At 71.1% G+C, this 20,627-nt stretch carries 15 protein-coding genes; 3 read left to right on the top strand and 12 right to left on the bottom strand.

Annotated features, from left to right (window positions below; translation table 11 throughout):
* Positions 1–90: 90 nt before the first annotated feature.
* From B042_RS0119785 to B042_RS0119800, 4 genes are all read right to left on the bottom strand, one after another.
* On the bottom strand, positions 91–888 hold the full coding sequence (locus B042_RS0119785) for a tyrosine-protein phosphatase (RefSeq protein WP_028649800.1): 798 nt from the start codon (positions 886–888) through the stop codon (positions 91–93).
* A 56-nt stretch (positions 889–944) separates the two neighbouring features.
* Entirely contained in the window at positions 945–1,670 is a 726-nt protein-coding gene (locus B042_RS0119790; RefSeq protein WP_028649801.1) for a nucleotidyltransferase family protein, read from the bottom strand.
* 49 nt (positions 1,671–1,719) lie between these two features.
* On the bottom strand, positions 1,720–4,137 hold the full coding sequence (locus B042_RS0119795) for an AAA family ATPase (protein ID WP_028649802.1): 2,418 nt from the start codon (positions 4,135–4,137) through the stop codon (positions 1,720–1,722).
* 171 nt (positions 4,138–4,308) lie between these two features.
* Positions 4,309–5,007: a ribonuclease HII gene (locus B042_RS0119800; protein WP_028649803.1), complete on the bottom strand. Its 699-nt coding sequence runs from the start codon at positions 5,005–5,007 to the stop codon at positions 4,309–4,311.
* 250 nt (positions 5,008–5,257) lie between these two features.
* Here B042_RS0119800 and B042_RS0119805 point away from each other — a divergent pair, with 250 nt between their 5' ends.
* Positions 5,258–5,914, top strand: a complete 657-nt coding sequence (locus tag B042_RS0119805) for a hypothetical protein (protein WP_028649804.1) — start codon at positions 5,258–5,260, stop codon at positions 5,912–5,914.
* 73 nt (positions 5,915–5,987) lie between these two features.
* Here B042_RS0119805 and B042_RS0119810 read toward each other — a convergent pair whose 3' ends face one another.
* The 5 genes from B042_RS0119810 to nrdR form a co-directional block, all read right to left on the bottom strand.
* Positions 5,988–7,445: an SPFH domain-containing protein gene (locus tag B042_RS0119810; RefSeq protein ID WP_028649805.1), complete on the bottom strand. Its 1,458-nt coding sequence runs from the start codon at positions 7,443–7,445 to the stop codon at positions 5,988–5,990.
* On the bottom strand, positions 7,446–9,119 hold the full coding sequence (locus tag B042_RS23970; protein WP_081748896.1) for an SPFH domain-containing protein: 1,674 nt from the start codon (positions 9,117–9,119) through the stop codon (positions 7,446–7,448).
* Positions 9,120–9,435: 316 nt separating this feature from the next.
* Positions 9,436–9,870 carry a CBS domain-containing protein gene (locus tag B042_RS0119820; protein ID WP_028649806.1) on the bottom strand — a complete coding sequence of 145 codons (435 nt, stop codon included), beginning with the start codon at positions 9,868–9,870 and terminating at the stop codon, positions 9,436–9,438.
* A gap of 663 nt (positions 9,871–10,533) precedes the next feature.
* The gene (locus tag B042_RS0119825) at positions 10,534–13,377 is read right to left on the bottom strand and encodes a vitamin B12-dependent ribonucleotide reductase (protein ID WP_028649807.1); all 2,844 of its coding nucleotides are present in this window, start codon (positions 13,375–13,377) and stop codon (positions 10,534–10,536) included.
* A gap of 141 nt (positions 13,378–13,518) precedes the next feature.
* Positions 13,519–13,995, bottom strand: coding sequence for a transcriptional regulator NrdR (gene nrdR / locus B042_RS0119830; protein ID WP_028649808.1), 477 nt, complete (start codon positions 13,993–13,995; stop codon positions 13,519–13,521).
* A 636-nt stretch (positions 13,996–14,631) separates the two neighbouring features.
* Between nrdR and lexA the strand changes: the two genes are divergently transcribed.
* Positions 14,632–15,306 (top strand): transcriptional repressor LexA, encoded by a 675-nt coding sequence (lexA, locus tag B042_RS0119835; protein ID WP_197024371.1) that lies wholly within the window; start codon positions 14,632–14,634, stop codon positions 15,304–15,306.
* 108 nt (positions 15,307–15,414) lie between these two features.
* The gene (locus tag B042_RS0119840) at positions 15,415–16,473 is read left to right on the top strand and encodes a S9 family peptidase (protein ID WP_081748897.1); all 1,059 of its coding nucleotides are present in this window, start codon (positions 15,415–15,417) and stop codon (positions 16,471–16,473) included.
* Positions 16,474–16,719: 246 nt separating this feature from the next.
* Here B042_RS0119840 and B042_RS0119845 read toward each other — a convergent pair whose 3' ends face one another.
* From B042_RS0119845 to leuS, 3 genes are all read right to left on the bottom strand, one after another.
* A complete protein-coding gene (locus B042_RS0119845) occupies positions 16,720–17,358 on the bottom strand; it encodes a hypothetical protein (RefSeq protein WP_028649811.1) in 639 nt (212 codons plus the stop codon).
* Positions 17,355–17,963, bottom strand: a complete 609-nt coding sequence (locus B042_RS0119850) for a hypothetical protein (protein WP_036555655.1) — start codon at positions 17,961–17,963, stop codon at positions 17,355–17,357. The genes B042_RS0119845 and B042_RS0119850 overlap by 4 nt, the downstream gene beginning before the upstream one ends.
* An 85-nt stretch (positions 17,964–18,048) precedes the next feature.
* Entirely contained in the window at positions 18,049–20,544 is a 2,496-nt protein-coding gene (gene leuS / locus B042_RS0119855) for a leucine--tRNA ligase (RefSeq protein WP_028649813.1), read from the bottom strand.
* Between the last annotated feature and the right edge of the window lie 83 nt (positions 20,545–20,627).

Genomic DNA, 20,627 nt, shown 5'->3' on the forward strand with positions numbered 1-20,627 from the left:
AGGCGACCCATGAGGGTGGCGGTGGGCGACGGGCGGGCAGGAACCGCGCCGCAGGCGACCCATGAGGGTGGCGGTGGGCGACGGGCGGGCTTAGTTCAGCAACCGCTCACGGAGCCGCTCCACGGTCCGGCCGGAGATCCCGAGCCCCTCCGCCACGTAGCCGTCGAAGGACCCGTACACCTCGTCGACGCGGGCCAGCGCGGTGTCGAGGTACTCGGCGCGGACGCGTGCCATGGGCACCAGGTCCGCCCAGTCCAGGCCGCTGCCCGCCGCGAGCCGCCGCATCCATATCTCGGTGGCCGCCTGGCGTTCGTTGCTGGCCAGGTAGTCGGCGAGGACGTGTTCGTGCTCCACCCCGAGCAGCCTCAGGATCAGGGCGGCGCCCCACCCGGTGCGGTCCTTGCCCGCGCTGCAGTGGAAGACCAGGGCCGTGGGCCCCTCGGCAGCGCGTTCGATCAGTTCGCGGTAGCCCTTCAGGGCGACGGCGTCAGTGACGAGTTCCTCGTACACGGCGAACATGAACCGTTCGGCCCCGCCGTTGCCGAACACGGCCCTGGCCTGCTCGGGGTCGGCGAGCAGGTCGGCGAAGTTGGCCCCGGCCGTCTTCACTCCCTGGACGGCGACGGCGGCGTACTCGGCGCCCTCAGGGGTGACGTCGGGGAGGCGGCCCCGCTCGTGAGGCGTGCGGAAGTCGACGATCTGGCGGATGCCCAGGCCGTTGTAGGCGACCAGTTCCTCGTCGGCGACGGAGTGCAGGGCGTCGGAGCGGAAGAGGAGACCGCTGCGGACGGTCCGCCCGGAGGCGGTGCGGTGTCCACCGATGTCACGGAAGTTGGGGGCGCTGGAGAAGATGAATCCGTCACTTGTCACGAAAGTGACAATACCCACGCGCCCAAGCACCCCCACCGCCCACATCCGACATCCGGGCGAAGACGCCCTGAACGTCAGTTCCTCAGCGCGGTGATCTCCGCACCGGCCTCCTTCACGTCCTTCACGGTGTCCACCCCGCGCCAGAACCCGTCGATGCGGTAGGCCGTCAGGCGGCCCTCCCCGGCCAGCTCGGGGAAGGTGGAGGACTCGTGGTCGCCCTTGAGGGGCAGCAACGGGGTGATCCCGGGCTCGAACAGATAGACGCCCGCGTTGATCCACACGGGCAGCAGCGGGCTCTGGGTGAACCCCTCGACCCGGTCCTGGTCGTCGACGTCCACGATGCCCCACGTCGTACGGAAGCGCGCCAGGGCCAGCGTGGCCAGCCCCCCGCGCTCGCGGTGGTGGGCGGCCATCTCGTCCAGTGGGAACCAGGTGAGCACGTCGCCGTTGAGCGCGAAGTAGGGGGCGCCCTGGTCGCGCAGTCCGGTGGAGGCGTACCGCAGCGCACCGCCGCGGCCGAGCGGCTCGTCCTCCACCAGGAGGGTGGTCTCGGGCCCCCCTTCGCGGTCCGCCAGGTGCTCCTGCAGGACCTCGGCCTTGTAGCCGCAGGAGACGACGGCCTGCTCGACCCCGTGGGAGGCCAGCCAGTCCAACTGGTAGTCGATGATGGGCCGGCCCGCCACCTCCACCATCGCCTTGGGACGGGTGTCGGTGTAGGGCCGCAGACGGGTGGCCTGGCCCCCGGCGAGGATGAGCGCCTGGGTGACGGGGGCCGCGGTGGGAGAGGACGAAGCGGTCATGGCCCGGACACTAGCACCCGACCGCGCGCCCCGGGCCGGTGAGCGCCGCTCATGCCCCCTGGGTGACATCGGTGTAGGCCAGCCGCACGTCGGCGCTGGTGACGACGGTGAGCTGGGCCGCTGTGGCCTCCTCGCCCAACTCCTGGGACACCCTCAGGTCGCGGCGGGAGCACGCCTTCTCGAACAGGGAACGGGCGAAGCGGCCGTTGCCGAGCTCGTCGATCCATCCGCTCGCGCACACGTGCGCGAAGATGCTCCGCAGGTCCTCCAGGGCCGTGTCGTCGAAGGTGTCGCCGGTACGGGCGGCCACCTCCTGGGCGATCCGGGTGAGCTCGTCCGCCGAGTAGGAGGGAAACCGGACGCGCACGTGGAACCGGGAGGCCAGGCCGGAGTTCGAGGCCAGGAAGCGCTCCATCTCGGCCGGGTACCCGGCCAGGACCACCACGAGCCGCTCCCGGTCGTCCTCGGCCCGCTTGAGCAGCGTCTGCACCGCCTCGGAACCGAAGGCGTCGCCGCCGCTGTAGCCGGGGTTGACCAGGGAGTAGGCCTCGTCTATGAACAGCACCCCGCCCAGGGCGCGGTCCACGAGACGGTTGGTCTTGAGGGCCGTGGCCCCCAGGTGCTCGCCGACCAGATCCGCCCGCTGCGCCTCGACCACCTCGGCCCGGCCCAGGAGCCCCAGCGCGGAGAAGACCCGGCCGAGGACCCGTGCGACCGTCGTCTTGCCGGTGCCAGGGGGGCCGGAGAAGACGAAGTGGCGCATGGGCGCCTGGTTGGGCAACCCCTGCTCCTCGCGAAGCCGGGCCACCCGCAACTGGGCGACGATCGAGCGGACCTGCTCCTTGACCGGCTCCAGACCGATCATGGCGTCGAGCTCGGCGAGCGCCTCGTCGATACCGGGCACCTCGCCGAACCCGGGCAGGTGGGCGGTGAGCTCGCCGTAGGCCGCCTCCACGTCGGCGGCACGGACGGTGATGAGGTCCTCCGCGCCCGGCTTCTGCGCGGGCGCACCGACCCGTGCCCCCGAGGTGACCACCCGCACGTCCCTGGCCTGGGCCGCCTTCTCCACGACCGAGCGGGCGAAGCGGCCGTTGCCGAGCTCGTCGACCGCCTCGATCCGCACGGCCTGGTCGAACCCGCGCCGCAGTGCCCGCTTGGCGTCGGCGTCGAGGCCGTCCCCGCGTCGGCGCACGAGGGACTCGGCGATACGGAGCAGCTCGTCCGCGGAGTAGCTGGGGAAGCTGATACGGGTGGCGAACCGGGAGGCCAGACCGGGGTTGGAGGCCAGGAAGGCGTCCATCTCCTGCTCGTAGCCGGCCAGGACCACCACGAGGCGGTCCCGGTCGTCCTCGGCCCGCTTGAGCAGCGTCTGCACCGCCTCGTTGCCGAACCGGTCCGGCTGGCCGTCGCCCTCGTTGACCAGGGAGTAGGCCTCGTCGATGAACAGCACCCCGCCCAGGGCGCGGTCCACGAGCTCGTTGGTCCTGATCGCGGTGGCCCCCAGGTACTCGCCGACCAGGTCCGCCCGCTGCGCCTCGACCACACGGGAGGTGGGCAGCAGTCCGAAGGAGTGGAAGATCGTGGCCAGGGTCCGGGCGACGCTGGTCTTACCCGTGCCGGGCGGGCCCGAGAAGACCAGGTGGCGCAGCGGACGCTCGACGGGGAACCCGGCGTCGGCGCGCAACCGGGCTGCCTCGATGGAGGCGGCCAGCCCCCGGACCTGTTGTTTGACGGGGTCGAGCCCGATCATGGCCTCCAGTTCGGCCAGCGCCTGGTCGACCGGCACCGGCGCGTCGTCCTCACCGGAACCGCGACCGCCCGCCGAGCGAGAGGCCTCACCCGTCCTGGCACGCACCCGAGGCGGGTTCCCCGTGCCCCCGTCCTCGCCGGTGCGGCCGCCGGACGCGGTGTCCTTGACAATCCGGCGGGCGGCGGCCAGCCGCCAGACGAGGCAGGCCCCGGCCGCGGCGTAGAGCACGCCGATCCCCCAGGAGGGTGCGAGCACCGGAAGGGCCATCCCGGACAGGGCGACGGTGAACCCGGCGGCGAGCCCGGCGGTGAGGGCGAGCACCGACGTGTGCCACACGGGGAACTCGCGCACACGCCCGGCAACGAGAACGGCCAGCGCGGGCGCGGGCAGCAGCAGGAGGGTGAGGGGCTCGCCGGTGAGCGGGATCTGGAACAGGGGGAAGGCCACCGCCAGCCACAGCACACACACCATCACGGTGGCGAAGGCGTCGAGGGAGCGCATGAGGGAGGCCAGCAGCACCAGCAGGACGAGGACGGCGCTCGCCGTGGTGAGCACGGAAAGGCCCGCCACCAGCGCGCCCACGGAGACCGCCGTGACCAGGGCCAGCCCGGCGGCCAGTCGACGGCCCAAGGGGATGCGGTGATAGCTGGCTCGCAGGCGGTCGAGCCCGGACACGCCGTCGGGAGCCGCGGCGGTGGAGCGCGTCTGGCGCGTCATCCGTACCCTTCCTGCCGGGGGCGGGTGGACGGTCGGCTCTCCGGTCCGCCGAGCGGATCCGGGAGGGGGTCGGGGGACCGGCGTTCACGCCTCAGCCTTGCCCGAACCGGTGTCGTATGTCCAGTGCGGGGCGGCGTGTCGCGCCCGGCGGGCCTCATTCCCGTGGGCGGTTCACAGCAGGGGAAGCTGCTCTCCGCCGGGGGCGTCACGGCGGACGCGCAGGTGGCGCCAGCGCGGGAGGGCGTCCAGGTAGGACCAGCTCATCCGGTGCTGGGCGGTGGGTCCGGACTCGGCGAGCGCGGCCCGGTGCACGGGCGAGGGGTACCCGGCCGCCCGGTCGAAGCCGTAGCCGGGGTGGTCGGCGGCCAGTTCGGCCATGAGGGCGTCGCGGCGCACCTTGGCCAGGACGGCGGCGGCGGCCACACTCACGCAGGTGAGGTCGCCCTTGACCTGGGTCCGGACCCGCCAGGGAGGTCCGATGAAGTCGTGGCGGCCGTCGAGGACCACGGCGTCGGGGCGCACCGACAGGCCCTCCAGGGCGCGCAGTGCGGCGCGGTGCAGCGCCTCCGTCATTCCCACCTCGTCGATCTCGGCCGGCTCGGACCAGCCGAAGGCGTGGTCGGCCACCCACGGCTCCAGGCGCGCGGCGAGGTCGCGGCGGCGCCGGGGTGTGAGGCGTTTGGAGTCGGTCAGGCCCTCGGGAGGGGCACCGGCGCCCGGCACCGCCGCGCAGACCAGCAGCGGACCGGCCCAGGCACCACGGCCCACCTCGTCCATCCCGGCGACGGTGCGGGCTCCTCGGGCACGGAGCCGGTCCTCCACCTCGGACGTGGGGCCGGTGGGGGCGGCGCGTTCGGATGATGTGGTCACGCCACCACCTTAGAAGAGTTTCCCCAAGCCCCCGCGGGCATGGCGGAGGACTCCCCCGCTCCGAACCCTCCTGCGGTGCGGGGCTCGGGTGCCCGCCGTTCCGGTGCCCAGAACGGCCCGGGCACGCTCCGCGACTGCTCTATCCTTTGGTTGAAGGCCGTGCTCACACGGCCGTCGCGACTGTGGCGCGTCCGTGTGCGGCCCCGCCCCGGCCGCGTCCCGATCACGCGGATTCGACGAAGGGGAGCGTATGCCCGCCGCAGGTTCCGACCCGTCCGACGGATCGGTCGCCAAGCTGATCGAGCTGGCCGGGAAGCCGACGCTCGGTGAGCGCCTGACGGAGTGGGGGTCCCGGCCGCCCGGCCGCCTCTACATCCCCGCCTGCGGTCTCCTCGGGCTCGTTCTCCTCTTCGAGGACAGCGTTCCCGGCGGCCACCTGGCGGCGTTCTCCTTCGGATTGGCCGGGGGTCTGTTCCTGGCCGCGATGGGCGCCCTGCGGTTCGGGATCGCCCTGTCCGTGGCCCGCCCGGTGATCCGCCGCCACTGGCTGCGCTGGGTCTGCCCTCCGCTGATCGCGGCGACGGCCCTGGGCCTGGCCGTCACCGGCGTTCCGTTGCAGGCCCGGGTGCTCCCCGCAGCCGACGATCTCCTCGCGCTGCGCGAGGGCCTCAGCGAAGGGGAGCGTGTGGGCCTGGAGGGCGCCACCACCGGTTCGTACGCCCTGCGCGAGGTCTCGGTCTCCGGCGGTATCGCCCACTACGCGGTGGAGGGCGCGGGACTGTTCACCCCGGCGGGCCTGGCGCACAGCCCGGAGGAGGACCTGCCCGAAGGGGTGTTCGTGCCCGGTCAGGGCTCCAGGATCTACGAACACGTGGACGGAGACTGGTACGTGTGGGTGAACCACTGACCGGTGCCGCGGGAGAGCACGGGCCCTGGCCGGTCACCACCGGTCAGGGCCCGTTGCCCGTTCCGAGCGGGTGTCAGCGGCGTCCCTGTGAGCGACCGTAGCCCTCGCCGCGCTCGAACTGCTGCTGCATCTGCTCGCTCTGCTGCCGCTGGTACTCGTCGGCCATGCGCTGCTGGCGCTCGGCCGCCGCGGCGATCGTGCCCTGCGCCGAGTCCAGCGCCTCCCGGGCCGTGTCGCCGCCGCCGGTGCGGGGCCCCGCACCGTCGAGCATCTGCGGCAGCAGTTGCGCGGTGAGCAGGGTGGACAGTGCGGATGAGTCGCCCGCCCCCGGCTCGGTCTGCACCACCACCGGACGCGGCGCCCGCTCGGCCAGTACCGCGCCCACGTCCAGGCGGCGGCGGGCCAGCTCGTACTCCAGCACGGCCCGGTTGTCCCGGTAGGCCGTGGCCAGGCGCCGCTGCGCCTTGGCCTCGTTCTCCGCCGCGACCAGGTCGGCGCGGCCGTGCGTCTCGATCTCGTAGCGGACCCGCTGCGCCTCGGTCTCCTGCTCCTCCAGCATCTGGGCGACGTCCTTGCGCGCCTTGTTGAGGGAGGCGTTGACCTCGACGATCTTGGCGTCGCGGGTCTTCTTCGAACGCTCGATGTCCATGAGCAGGGTGTCGATGCGGCGTTTGCGCGTCAGCTCCCACTCCTGCTCATAGGCGACGAGTTCCTTGGCGACCCGTTCCCGGGTGGCCAGGTGCTGCTGGTACTGGTTGGGCAACTGCACGTCGGGGATGTTGCAGCCGGTGATCCGCACCCCGTACTTCTCCAGGTTGGTGTTGAGCAGGCGGCGCATGTCCTCGACGTTGGATCCGCGCAGGTCGTAGGCGGACTCGGTGTTGACCATGCGGCTGCGCTGGCGGATGGCGTCCTGGACCGCGCTGGAGAGCACGAGGTCGAAGTTGCTGGCGCCGATGATGGTCACGAACCGGATCGGGTCGATGATCTGGAACTTGAGGAAGAACTCGATCGACTTCAGCGGCACGTTCTCACGGGTGGGGCAGGCCACCACCGGAGCGGTGTAGGGAATCTCCGTGCGGGTGTCCACCACGAAGTCCACGCGCGACCACGGGTGCCACAGGTAGTGGCGGCCCGGGCCGATCGCCCGCACGATCGCTCCGTACTTGGTGAGCACGCCGTGGGTGCCCTCCTCGATCTCCACGATCGACCCCCGCCACCACCACAGCACGGCGGCGGCGAGGCTGAGCAGCCCGACGAGCATCGTGGGCAGCGCGAGCAGGCTGTAGCCGAACTCGCCGACCACGGTGGAGCTGGTCATGGCGTTGACCGTCATCACCAGGGCCGAGGTGAGCGCGAACAGGCCGAACCAGACCAGCACCATCCAGCGCAGGCCGCGGTTGTCGCGCGGGATGACGACGGGGACGATCGAGCCCTGGTCACCGCCGCGCAGCAGGCCGGCCAGGTCGCCCCAGGAGGCGAGGGACTCCTTGATGCTGGAGCCGCCTCCGGCGTTCACGGACTGGTTCATCTAGAAGCCTCCCTGGTCCGGGCCGTCGGTCGCGGGCCCCTGCGGGTTCTCGGTGAGGCGCTCGTCGATGGCCTCCTCCGAGACGGACTGGCGGATCTCCTCCACCAGGTCCTCCCCGGGGTCCTCCCCGTTCGGCTGTCGGCCGCGCTCGGTGCCGGGGTCCTCGACGAGCGCGGTGATCTCCTGCTCGCGTTCGGCGATCCGGCCGGTGATCTCGCCCAGGCGGTCGCGGATGGCCGCCATGTCCTCCTCGGAGAACAGGGCCGCTTCGCTCTGGCCGATGATCTGCTGGGCGATGCGCAAGTAGTCGACGCTGGCGGTGTCGCCCGAGCCGATCCTCAAGACCCGCGGGAGGCTGTCGGCGACCGCCTCCAGCTTGTCCAGGAGGTTCTCCCGGAAGCGGTAGTTGAGGATCTCGGGGGCCTCGGCGGCGCTGACGGCCCGGATGTCGAGCGCCTGCGCCTGCAGGAGTGCCGCGTTGGCGTTGGCCTCGGACTCGGCCTCGACGAAACGCTGGCGGGCCAGGGCGCGCGCCCGGTTGGTCTCCCGCTCCAGCGCGGTGTCCATCTGCGCCTGGTACTGGGCGATGTCGGCCTGGATGGCGGAGAGGGTCTCGTTGAGGGTCGCCAGCTCCTTGTTGAGGTCGCCCTCGTTCTGCTCCTTGCGCAACTGGAGCTCGTACTCGAAGGTGTAGGCGTCCTTGGCGACGCGGACCATCTCCGGCGCCGCCAGGTCCATCCGGTACTCCTGGCTGGAGGGCTCGGCGTGGGTGATGTTGGCGCTGGTCAGGACCACGATCCCGCTGAACTGGCGGTTGAGCTGCTCCAGCAGGGTGTGGGTGCTCTCCCCGACCATGTCGTAGATGGCCGAGGCCTCCTGCTCGTAGATGAGGCTGCGGGTGGTCTCGCTGATGGCGTTGTTGAGCTTCTCCTGGAAGCCGTGCACGCCGCCCAGCGTGTACACGAAGCTGGTCGCGTCCGCGATGCGGAACTGGACGAACAAGTCGACCGAGGCCTGTACACCGCTCTTGGTGGGGGCCGAGCGGATGGGGGCGTTGAAGGGGTACTCACGCGTGGTGTTGACGATGTAGGACACGCGCTTCCACGGGTTGAACAGGGTGACCCGGCCGGGCCGGTAGTTGTCCTCCCGCTTGCCGAACCGCGTGACGATGGCCTCGCACCCCTCGGGCACCATCACCATGCCCTGGCGCCACCACATGAAGGCGGTGATCGCCAGGGTGACGATCCAGTAGTGCATGCCGAAGAGCGGGTTGAGGAGGGGGTTGGCACCGGTGAGGGAGGACTGGGCGGCGACGACGAGGGTGCCGACGAGTCCCAGTGCCAGCAGCGCGATCGCGGGGAGCATCGTGAGGAGCGTGCGGCCGCGCGGGATCACCATGGGACAGATGACGTGGACCGGCCCGCTCTGCCCCCGCTCGTAGTAGCTGCGGTTGATCGCCTCTCCGGCGTTGTCGAGCGAGGTGGTCTTCTGCTCGATCCGGGTACCGACGGAGGCGCCCTGCTCCCGGGCGGCGATGAAGTCCCCGGGGTCCAGACCGCCCCCTCCCTCGGTCCGGCCTGCGGTCTGCTGCACGGCGTCGGTGATCGCCTCGCGGGGGTCGGCCCCTTGAACGATGGCTCCTGCGGCGCCGCTCACGGTCTGCGCGAACGACATAGACGTGGGCTCCTTGCTGGAGAAGTTCGGAAACTGTCGTATTCGACGTCACGCACACCTCTACGGTTCCGGTCTGACGCCGGTGACAGTATGGCGGTGGCCGCAACGGACGGAACCGACTCTGGCACGAACCTCGTCCGAACCCCAGAGGTCGCGCCCTGAGCGTGACGTGGGAACAGGTGCCGCACGGGGCGTGCCCGCTGGCGAGGCGGATGGGCTCCCGGCCCGCCGTGCTGGGCGTGACCGCCGCCACCGCGGCCCTGGCGGCCGCCGCCGGGGACGGCTGCGCGGAAGAGGGCTCAGGCCGTGGGAACGGTCAGGTCCGCTCTCCCTGGATGTAGGCCTCCAGTGCCGCCCGGTCGTTCTCCAGCACCGTCATGCGGCTCTTGACCACGTCGCCGATGCTGACGATGCCGACGAGGCGCCCGTCGGCGAGCACCGGCACGTGGCGGAACCTGCGCAGGGTCATCACCTCGCCGACGTCCTCGACGGTGTCCTCGGTGGTACAGGTGAAGACCTCGCCGGTCATGATGGCGGCGACGGGTTCGGTGAGGAGTCCGGGCCCGCGGCTGCGCAGTCCGCGGACGACGTCGCGCTCGGAGACGATGCCGACCACGGCACCACCCTCGGTGACCACGGCTGCGCCGATGTCGTGGATGGCGAGTTCGGTGAGCAGTGACGCGACGGTCGTGTCGGGGGCGACACCGACCACCTCCGAGCCCTTGGCCCGGAGGATCGCTGCGATGAGCATGGGGACCACCTTCCGCGGATGGGGCGATCTCGACGACGCTGTGCTACCCGCTCCTGCTCCAGAGCAACCACAGGTCTGGACCACGCCCGTCCCCTGTTCCAGAGCCGGTCGGCCCCCGCTCCGCCTGGTCGCCACGGCTCCGCGGTCGGCCATGCCGCCTCCGGCGGGATCAGACCGTACCGCTCCCCAAGAATCGCCGGAGGCTTCTTCCAACAGGTTTCGCTCGAACCCGCGCGTCACCGCCTCAGCCGTATCATGGTCGAACGCTCCCTTGCCGACCCTTCGCTGAACGGCCGCGGCCAGCCCTTCCGGCATGGAGACACCGACCTTGCGCGCCCGCTTCCGTACCCTGGCCCGGGACTCCGCATCAGTGCCGGAGAGGGCCGGGACAACGCCTCCGCGACCGTTTCGGTATCGACGCCTCCCCTTGCTCCCTCTGGGGGACCCGGCCCTGGACAGGGTTTCCCGCAACGCGGGGACCTGCGCCTCATCCAGCACCTCGACACCCCTGGAACCCATGGCCGCACCCTCTGCGACCCTAACGTGACGCTACCAGCGGTAGGAGGAGGATTCCCGGTCTTCTCCGGTTCCGATCGCGGACAGGCCACCGCACCGGCTCCACCGGCGGCGGCCCGGCACGGGCCGCCGCCCCTCTCCACGCGGCTAACTGCATCCGCTGGTGGCTCCGCAGCCCTCGCACACGTAGCAGCTGCCCGACGGGAGCATCTTCGTGCCGCAGGTCAGGCACAGCGGTGCGTCGGCGGTGAACCCCTGGGTGCGCTCGACCAGCTCAGCGGTGGAGTGCGCCGCGCCCGCCCCCGTATCGCCGTCGCGCTCAGGAGCCCACTCGGACGCCGCCGCGTCCCGGGTGGCGGCCGACTGCGCGTAGGACTCCACCTGGGCGGCGACCTGCGCGGAGTCCTCACCCGCCACCTGCGCCGTGCGCTCGGGGGCCGACAGCACGCCCAGGGCCGCGCGCTCCTCGTGGGGCAGGTGGTCCAGGGCTAGGCGGCGGAAGATGTAGTCCACCACCGACTGCGCCATGGGGACGTCGGGGTCGTCGGTCATGCCCGCCGGGTCGAAGCGCATGTTGGTGAACTTCTCCACGTAGGTCTCCAGCGGCACCCCGTACTGGAGGGCGACGGAGACCGCTATGGAGAAGGCGTCCATCACGCCGGCCAGGGTGGAGCCCTGCTTGCCGAGCTTCATGAACACCTCGCCCAGGCCGTCGTCGGGGTAGGAGCCCGCGGTGATGTAGCCCTCGGCCCCGCCCACGGAGAACGAGGTGGTCTCGCTGCGGCGCTTCTTGGGCAGACGGCGGCGGACCGGGCGAACGGCCGTGTCGTCGCCCGCCTGGCCCTTCCCGTCACCGGAGCCGGTGGACAGCGGCTGGCCGACCTTGCAGTTGTCGCGGTAGACGGCCAGGGCCTTGAGACCCCGCTTCCAGCCCTCGAAGTAGAGGTGCTCGAAGTCGGCGACGGTGGCCTCCTCCGGCACGTTCACGGTCTTGGAGATCGCGCCGGACAGGAACGGTTGGACCGCGGCCATCATGCGCACGTGCCCCATCGGTGCGATGGAGCGGCGTCCCATGGCGCAGTCGAACACCGGGTAGTGCTCCGGGTCCAGGCCGGGCGCGTCCACCACGTGGCCGTGCTCGGACACGTACTCGACGATCGCCTCGACCTGCTCGCCCCGGTAGCCGAGGTGGCGCAGGGCGCGCGCCACCGACCGGTTGACGATCCGCATCGAGCCGCCGCCGAACAGCTTCTTGAACTTGACCAGCGAGAAGTCCGGCTCGATCCCGGTGGTGTCGCAGTCCATCATGAACCCGATGGTCCCCGTGGGCGCCAGCAGGCTGGCCTGGGCGTTGCGCCAGCCGTGGCGCTCGCCCTTCTTGAGGCACTCGGCCCACGCTCGCGTGGCCGCCTCGTGGACGGGCCCCTCCAGCTCGGTGACCGTGCGCAGGTCGTCGTTGGCCGCGGCGTGCTTGCGCACGACGCGCTTGTGCGCCGACTTGTCGCGCTCGTAACCCTCGTAGGGGCCGACGACGGCCGCGATCTCGGCGCTGCGCCGGTAGGCGGCGGCCGTCATGAGCGAGGTGACCGCGGCGGCGACGGCCCGGCCTCCCTCGGAGTCATAGGCGTGGCCGGTGCTCATCAGCAGGGCACCCAGGTTGGCGTAGCCGATGCCGAGCTGGCGGTGGGCACGGGTGTTCTCGGCGATCCTCTCCGTGGGGAAGTCGGCGAAGGTGATGGAGACGTCCATCGCCGTGATGACCAGCTCGGTGAGGGCCGTGAACGCCTCGGTGTCGAAGGTGCCGTCCTCACGCAGGAACCTGAGCAGGTTGATCGAGGCGAGGTTGCACGACGAATCGTCCAAATGGACATATTCCGAACACGGGTTGCTTGCGCTGATCCGTCCGGCTTCGGGGTTGGTGTGCCACTCCTGGATGGTGCCGTCGTACTGGAGGCCCGGGTCGGCGCACTCCCACGCGGCCCTGGCTATGCGGTGCAGGAGCCCCCTGGCGTCGACGGCGGCGATGGCCTCGCCGGTGGTACGGGAGGTCAGTCCGAAGTCGGATCCGGTCTCCACGGCACGCATGAAGGCGTCGGAGACCCGAACCGAGTTGTTGGCGTTCTGGTACTGGACGCTGAACATGTCGCCGCCGCCCAGGTCAACGTCGAAGCCCGCGTCGCGCAGCGCGCGGATCTTGTGCTCCTCGCTCGACTTGGTCTCGACGAACTCCTCGATGTCGGGGTGGTCCACGTCCAGGACGACCATCTTGGCGGCCCGGCGCGTGGCGCCGCCGGACTTGATGGTCCCGGCCGAGGCGTCGGCTCCGCGCATGAAGGAGACGGGGCCGGAGGCGGCTCCGCCTGAGGAGAGCAGTTCCCTGCTGGAACGGATCCGCGACAGGTTCACCCCCGTCCCGGAGCCGCCCTTGAAGATGAGCCCCTCCTCCTTGTACCAGTCCAGGATCGACTCCATCGTGTCGTCGACGGAGAGGATGAAGCACGCCGACACCTGGTTCCTGGAGGCGGTCCCGACATTGAACCAGACGGGTGAGTTGAAGCTGAAGAGCTGGTGGACGAGGGCGTGCTTGAGTTCGTGGTCGAAGATCTCGGCGTCCTCGTCCCCGGCGAAGTAGCCGTGCCTGCGGCCCGTCTCGGTGTAGACGCCGACGACGCGGTCGACGAGCTGTTTGAGGCTCCACTCGCGCTCGGGGGTGCCGACGGCACCTCGGAAGTACTTGCCGGCCACGATCTGGGTGGCGTTCATCGACCAGGAGGCGGGGAACTCCACGCCGCGCTGCTCGAAGTTGACCGTGCCGTCGCGCCAGTTGGTCATGACGACATCGCGCCGCTCCCACTCGACGGAGTCGTAGGGATGGACCCCCGGGGCGGTGAAGACGCGCCGCATCCTCAGCCCCTTGGCCCTGCCGTCCGCCTTGGTCTTGCCGTCCGCCTTGGTCTTGCGGCCGGTCGTGCTGCTGGTGGTCTCCGTCATGGCACGCGTCCCCCCATACTGCGCGGCCGCGGCTCCACGGCCGCGCGGCGTCTCCGGTTCGGCGGGCCCGCGACGTGCGGCGGGCCCTGCACCCCGGTGCCCCATGTTCCCCGACCGGCCCCGCCGACGGCCGGACCCGCGTCAGGCCGTGGCGGTCGTGTCGGTGTCGGCCCCGCGCTCCCCGCGCAGGGCGGCGATCTCGGCCTCGAAGTCGGCGAGGCTCTCGAAACCGCGGTAGACACTGGCGAAGTGCAGGTAGGCCACCTCGTCCAGCTCGCGCATCGGGCCGAGGATGGCCAGCCCGATCTCGTGGGCGGGGACCTCCGCCAGGCCGCGGCTGCGGATCTCCTCCTCCACACGCTGCCCGAGCTGCGCCAGCGCGTCCTCGGAGACGGGACGCCCCTGACAGGCCCTGCGCACCCCGGCGATGACCTTGGTGCGGCTGAAGGGCTCAGTGACGCCGGAACGCTTGGCGACCATCAGGAGCACGGTCTCCTGTGTGGTGAATCGGCGCTCACACTCGGGACACGACCTGCGGCGCCGGATGGCCGCGCCATCGTCGGTGGACCTGCTGTCGATCACCCGTGTGTCCGGATGGCGGCAGAACGGACAATGCATCCCTGATCACCTGATCCCCTCGCCATGCGCACACCTCATGAGACCACTAAACCACAACTTCTGGGACAATGCCTCGATCGACACACCTAGATGTAGTGGTCGAACACCAGTGCCCCTGGTTCATGCCCCCGCCCCACGCCCCGCAGGCGGCAACAGAGGGGGACAGCCCCGCGTAAGCGGATCGGAATGCCCGAAACCGCCGTTCAGGATACCGTCGGCACCCATGCCACGAAATCCGCCCCGAGGGTCGACAGAACGCCGGGAAGCACCGCGCCACAAGGGTTTCCGGGCGCCGCCGCAGATCCTCGCCGACGCCCCAGCGCACACGGCCCCGCCACGAGTTCCCGCGTTCCCAAGACAGCGGTACGGGTACACGTGTACACGTGTAAGCGAGAGGAACGGAGATAGGCCAGCGCAGACCATTCCCCGACCTCGAACGCTTGTTTGATATCACCGTCTGCAACGACTAACGTTGATGTTGATTTCACTCCGGTTTCGCCCCGCCCCGGCCCCACATCCGGCGCGATCACGAACCGGTGGCGGCACTCACGCAAGCAGGCCCACGACCCAACCGAGCACCGAGGAGGCCCGGCCGTGCCGGAGGAGAATCCCGGAACCACCACCGTCCTCTCACCCATGGGAAAGGACGGTGAGACGACACCCGCAGCCCCCAAACTCACCGCGCGCCAGCAGAGCGTGCTGAACTGCATCCAGCGCTATGTCCGTGAACGCGGATTCCCTCCGTCGATAAGGGAGATCGGCGACGCGGTCGGCCTGTCCAGTCCCTCCAGTGTGGCGCACCAGCTCAAGGTGCTCCAGCGCAAGGGGTACCTGCACCGCGACCAGAACCGCCCCCGCGCCGTCGAACTGCGCACCCCGGGCCGCTCCGGCACGACGCACTTCGACCCCGAGGCACTGGCCGCGAACCCGACCCGCGCGGCCTCCGTACCGCTGGTCGGCCGGATCGCGGCCGGCGGCCCGATCCTGGCGGACGAATCGGTGGAGGAGGTGCTCTCCCTGCCGCGCCAGCTGGTCGGCGAGGGGAAGCTGTTCATGCTCACCGTCGTCGGCGACTCGATGGTGGACGCAGCCATCACCGAGGGCGACATGGTGGTGGTCCGCCAGCAGCCGCAGGCCGACAACGGTGACATCGTCGCCGCGCTACTGGACGAGGAGGCGACCGTGAAGGTCCTGCGCCGCGAGGACGACGGACACGTGTGGCTCATGCCCCGCAACAGCGCCTACCAGCCCATCAACGGCGATCGTGCCACCATTCTCGGTAAGGTCGTCGCGGTCATGCGCCGCGTGTGAGCACCGGTCCCGGCGTCCCCGCCCCCTGGGGGCGCCCCAGGACCGTCCGAGGGCACGGCGCTCGCCCTGGGGCGCATCCCCTGGCGGACACGCCCTAAGGTGAGGGCTGTGTCCACACCAGTACCCGCCTCCGCCCGGCTGCGCGTCCTGACCGCGGCCGCCGCCGTCCTGCTGTTCACCTCGGCCTGCACCGCGGAGGAACGGTCGGTACCGTCCCCGGGGGTCGACGGCCGCACGCGGGACCTGTCCTTCTCCGTGGACGACAGCGCCGTGTTCGCCACCTTCACCGCCCCCGACAGCACGGTGGGGCCGGTGCCCGGTGCCCTCATCATCTCCGGCAGCGGCGGAACGGACCGTGACGGCAACGCCGAGGTCCGCCCCGACGCGGACACCAACCTCAACTTCTCCCGGCTCTTGGCCGAGGCCGGTGTGGCCTCGCTGCGCTATGACAAGCTGGGCAGCGGAGAGACCGGGTTGGGCGGCCTGGATCCGGACGCCGAGGTGGACCCGGAGGTCTTCGACCGGCAGATGACCGCGGCCTACGAGGAGCTCCTCTCCCAGCCGGAGGTAGACCCCGAGCGCACGGTGATCGTCGGGCACAGTGAGGGCTCCCTGTACGCCCTGCGCGCACACGAACTCCTGGAGGGGTCCCCCGCGCTGGTCCTGGCAGCCCCGCCGGGCACCCGCATGCTGGACGTCATCGACCGCCAGCTCACCGAGCAGGTCCGCCGGGCCGAGGCCTCCGGGCGGCTCGACGGGTCCGAGGCCGTCGACACGCTCTCCTACGCGCGCGCGGCGCGGGCCGCCCTGCGCGGCGGCCGGGATCTACCCGAGGACGCCGACCAGCTCTCGGGGATCTTCTCCGAGAACAACATCGGCTTCCTGCGCTGGATCGACGCCTTCGACCCGGTGGATCTGGCCCGGGACCTGCCTGCGGACACCCCGGTCCTGGTGCTGTGGGGTGAGGAGGACGCCCAGATCACCCGGGAGGAGGTCGACCGCCTCATGACAGGGCTCAGCGGCGCCGAGCGCGTCGATGTTCCGGGTGCCGACCACATCTTCCGGGAGTTCGAGGACGAGCCCGGGGCGACCGTCCTGGACGCCGACCGGCCCTTCGCCCCCGAGGTGGCACCCGCTCTGGAAGGCTTTCTCGACGACGCGTGGTGATGACCGCGCCGGGCTCCCGGAGCCCAGCCGTCCGGCTTTGGCCCGCGGCCGGAAGCGGAGCGGGGACACCGCCGGTGTCCCGCAGGACGAGACGAGCCGCAGCAAGGAACGGGCAAGGCGCCGTCGAGGGCAAAGAACGTCTGGCCTCGGGGCCACCCGGGCGCCCCGGAAGAGAACCGCGCCGCAGACGTCCTTTGCGGGCGGTGGCGTGCGGCGGACGGACCTGTGAGAGAAGCATGAATACCGTCAGTCGGACAGGGCGGCCACCGCTGCGCGGGCGAGCTCTTCGGCGCCCTCCAGCGCCCGTTCCTCATCCACGGAGTTCCTGACGGCGTAGTCGGCGGCGGCCCCGTAACAGGTCTCCAGGTACAGGTTGGACTCCCGGACACCGACGCACCCGGCGGGAAAGCCCCCGGCCCGGTACCAGGCGGCCGCCTCGTCTCCGAGGTCGGCCACCAGCGCGGTCTGGGGGTTCGCGGTGGTGTGCGCGAAGTTGTCCTCTGCGGTGAGCACACCGCCCGGCCCCGGCGAGGCGACCACCACCAGAGTGGCGAAGGCCGGTACGGCCTCCCCCTGCCCCTCGGGGGTGGCCCAGCGGCACTGCCACCCCTCACCGAAGGCGTGCTGACCGTTGCCGACCGGTTCCTCCAACGCCAGCTCGTAGCCGGGCACGAGGCCCGCGAGCGCCTCGGTCTCCCCTTCGGCGCACACCGGCGCGGCTTCGAAGCGGCCGGTTTCCAGGCGCTCCCGGGACAGCAGGAACCAGACCCCGCCGACCACGCACAGGACCGCCAGCAGGGTCAGGACCACCACGCCCGCAGCGGCGCAGCCCCGGCTCCGGGGCTGGACCGACGGCACGACCGGACGCTGGTACGGGTGGTTCACAGGGCCTCCGCGAGTCGTTCGGCAAAGGCCACCACGATTTCGCGGGCCTGTTCGGCCTGGTCGGGTCCGCTTCCGGCGGTGTCGGCGTAGGACAGGCGTACCAGGAGGTTGTCACTGCGAAAGGCCAGGTCGGCCGTTCCGGAGACGCGTTCCAGCCATACGTGGGCCTCGGGCCCCGAGGACAGTTCCACGGTGTGTCCGTGTTCGGGGACCAGCGCGGCGAGGAGGCCTCCGGCGTGCCCGGTTCCGGGGAGGGGGGTGTCCTGCTCCGTGTCGGTGAGCAGCGCGGAGAACTCGACCCGAAGCGTGCCGGGGGTCTCGGACCGGCCGAGCGAGGTCCAGGCGCACACGGTGTTCTCACCGTCCGGCAGCGGGCCGGAGGCCGCGGTCTCGGGCAGCGCGCCGGGCAGTGCCTCCTCGACAGCGGCCGCGGGGACCACGGAACACGCGGGTGCGGACGTGTGGACGTCACCCGAGGGGATCCCGGCCTCGTCCGCGGCGAGCACCAGGCCGCCGGTGATCGCCGCGGCGGACAGGACCGCGGCTCCGCCCACGACGAGGACGCCGCGGATCAGCGCACCGCGCACACCACCGGACGGGGGCATATCCGGTCACCGCCTCCCTGATCGGTCGTCACGCTGTCCCTGGCGCGCGGCGGTGGCCGTACCCGGCCGCCGCCGCGCCGACGGGTCAGCCGACGACGATGTTCACCAGCTTCGGTGCGCGCACGATCACCTTGCGGATCTGCTGGTCACCGATGAACCCTTGGGCCTTCTCCGAGGCCAGTGCCAGCTTCTCCAGCTCTGCCGGGTCGATGTCGGGGGCCACGGTGAGCTTGTCGCGGACCTTGCTCTGCACCTGCACGACGCAGGTGACCGACTCCTGGACCAGCAGCTCGGGGTCGGCCTCGGGCCAGTTGCCGACGGCCACCGAGCCGGTGCGGCCCAGCTTCTCCCAGCCCTCCTCAGCAACGTAGGGCGCGAACAGGGACAGGGCCACGGCCGTGAACTCGGCCGCCTCACGCACGGCCGGGTCGGCGGCGCCGGGGCCGGAGTCGATCGCCCGGCGCGTGGCGGAGACCAGTTCCATGATGCGGGCGATGGCCACGTTGAACCGGCGGGTCTCGACCAGAGAGGTGATCTGGTCGATGGCGCGGTGGGCGGCACGGCGCAGTTCGGTGCTGCCCGAGGCGGGGTCGGTGCCGGGCTCACCGGCCGCGCCCGCCTCGCACATCACCCGGTAGGCGCGGTTGAGGAACTTCTGCGCGGCGGTCACGGACACGTCCGCCCAGTCGACGTCCTCCTCGGGCGGGCTGGCGAAGAGCATGGTCAGGCGGACCGCGTCCACGCCGTAGGTGTCGATCTCCCGCCCCAGGTCCACGCCGTTGCCCAGGGACTTGGACATGGCCTTGCCCTCGTTGATGACCTGGCCCTGGTTGGTCAGGCGCCGGAAGGGTTCGTCGAAGGCGACCATGCCCAGGTCGTGGAGGACCTTTGTGAAGAAGCGCGCGTACAGCAGGTGCAGCGTGGCGTGCTCCTTGCCGCCGATGTAGTGGTCGACGGGGCCCCACTTGTTGACGGCGTCGGTGTCGAAGGGCGCTGTGTCCAGCCGCGGCGAGCAGTAGCGCAGGAAGTACCAGGACGAGTCGACGAACGTGTCCATGGTGTCGGTGTCACGCTGGGCGGGCCCGCCGCAGGAGGGGCAGGCGGTCTCGACCCAGTCGGTGGCGGCGGCCAGCGGAGAGACGCCCCTGGGGGCCAGTTCGGCGCCCTTGAGCTCGGGCAGGGTGACCGGAAGCTGGTCGTCGGGGACGGGGACCTCGCGGCAGGAGGGGCAGTGGACGATCGGGATCGGCGTGCCCCAGTAGCGCTGGCGGGACAGCAGCCAGTCGCGCAGGCGGTAGTTGACGGTGCCGGCTCCGGTGCCGCGCTCGGCCAGCACCTCGACGATGCGGTCGAGGGCCTCGGCCTTGCTCATGCCGTCGAGCGGGCCGGAGTCGCGCAGGGTGCCCTCACCCGCGGTGGCCGTCCCGGTCTCGGCGGGGTCGGGCTCACCGGTCTCCACCACGACCCGCACGGGCAGGTCGAAGGCCAGCGCGAAGTCGAGGTCACGCTGGTCGTGCGCGGGCACGGCCATGATCGCGCCGTGGCCGTAGTCGGCCAGGACGTAGTCGGCGGCCCAGACCGGCATGCGCTCGCCGTTGACCGGGTTGATCGCGTGGCGGCCCAGGAACACACCGGTCTTGGGGCGCTCGGTGGCCTGGCGCTCGATGTCGGAGAGCCTGGCGACCTCGGCGCGGTAGGCGTCGAAGGCCTCGCGCTGCTCGGGCGCGCACAGTTCGTCGGCCAGGTCGGCGTCGGCCGCCACGACGAAGAAGGTGGCCCCGTAGAGGGTGTCGGGGCGGGTGGTGAAGACGGTGACCGGCTCGTCGCGGCCCTCGATCCGGAAGTGGACGTCGGCGCCTGTGGAACGTCCGATCCAGTTGCGCTGCATGGCCAGGATCTCGTCCGGCCAGCGGCCGCCGTCGAGCTGGTCCATGTCGTCCAGCAGGCGCTGGGCGTAGTCGGTGATCTTGAAGTACCACTGGTTCAGGCTGCGGCGCACGACGTCGGAGCCGCACCGCTCGCACCGGCCCTGGACGACCTGTTCGTTGGCGAGCACGGTCTGGTCCTTGGGGCACCAGTTGACCCGGCCGTCCTTGCGGTAGGCCAGTCCGCGCTCGAAGAAGCGCAGGAACAGCCACTGGTTCCACTTGTAGTACTCGGGGTCGCTGGTGTGCAGGCGGCGCGACCAGTCGACGCCGATTCCGTAGCGGCGGAACGAGGAGGCCTGGGTCTCGATGTTGGCGTAGGTCCACTCGGCGGGGTGGGAGTCGTTCTTGATGGCCGCGTTCTCCGCGGGCAGGCCGAAGGAGTCCCAGCCGATGGGGTGGAGGACGTTGTCGCCGCGCTGGAGCCGGTAGCGGGCGATGACGTCGCCGATCGCGTAGGCCTCCGCGTGGCCCATGTGCAGGTCCCCGGAGGGGTAGGCGAACATGTCGACCACGTAGCTGCGGGGGCGTTCGTCCCCCGCCTCCTCGTCGGCCTGGAACGGAAGCTCGGCGGCCCAGCGCGCCTGCCACTTGTCCTGGAGGGCGCGGGCGTCGTAGGTGTCGCCCGTCCTGTGGTCGCCGTCTACCGCTGTCATCGGTGAATGTTCCCTAACCGGTCTCTCGGGTGGATTGCACGCGGTGGGGGCCCGTGGCGACGGTGCCGCGGGGCACGCGCGTT

The organism is Nocardiopsis sp. CNT312, assembly GCF_000515115.1.
GTDB lineage: Bacteria > Actinomycetota > Actinomycetes > Streptosporangiales > Streptosporangiaceae > Nocardiopsis.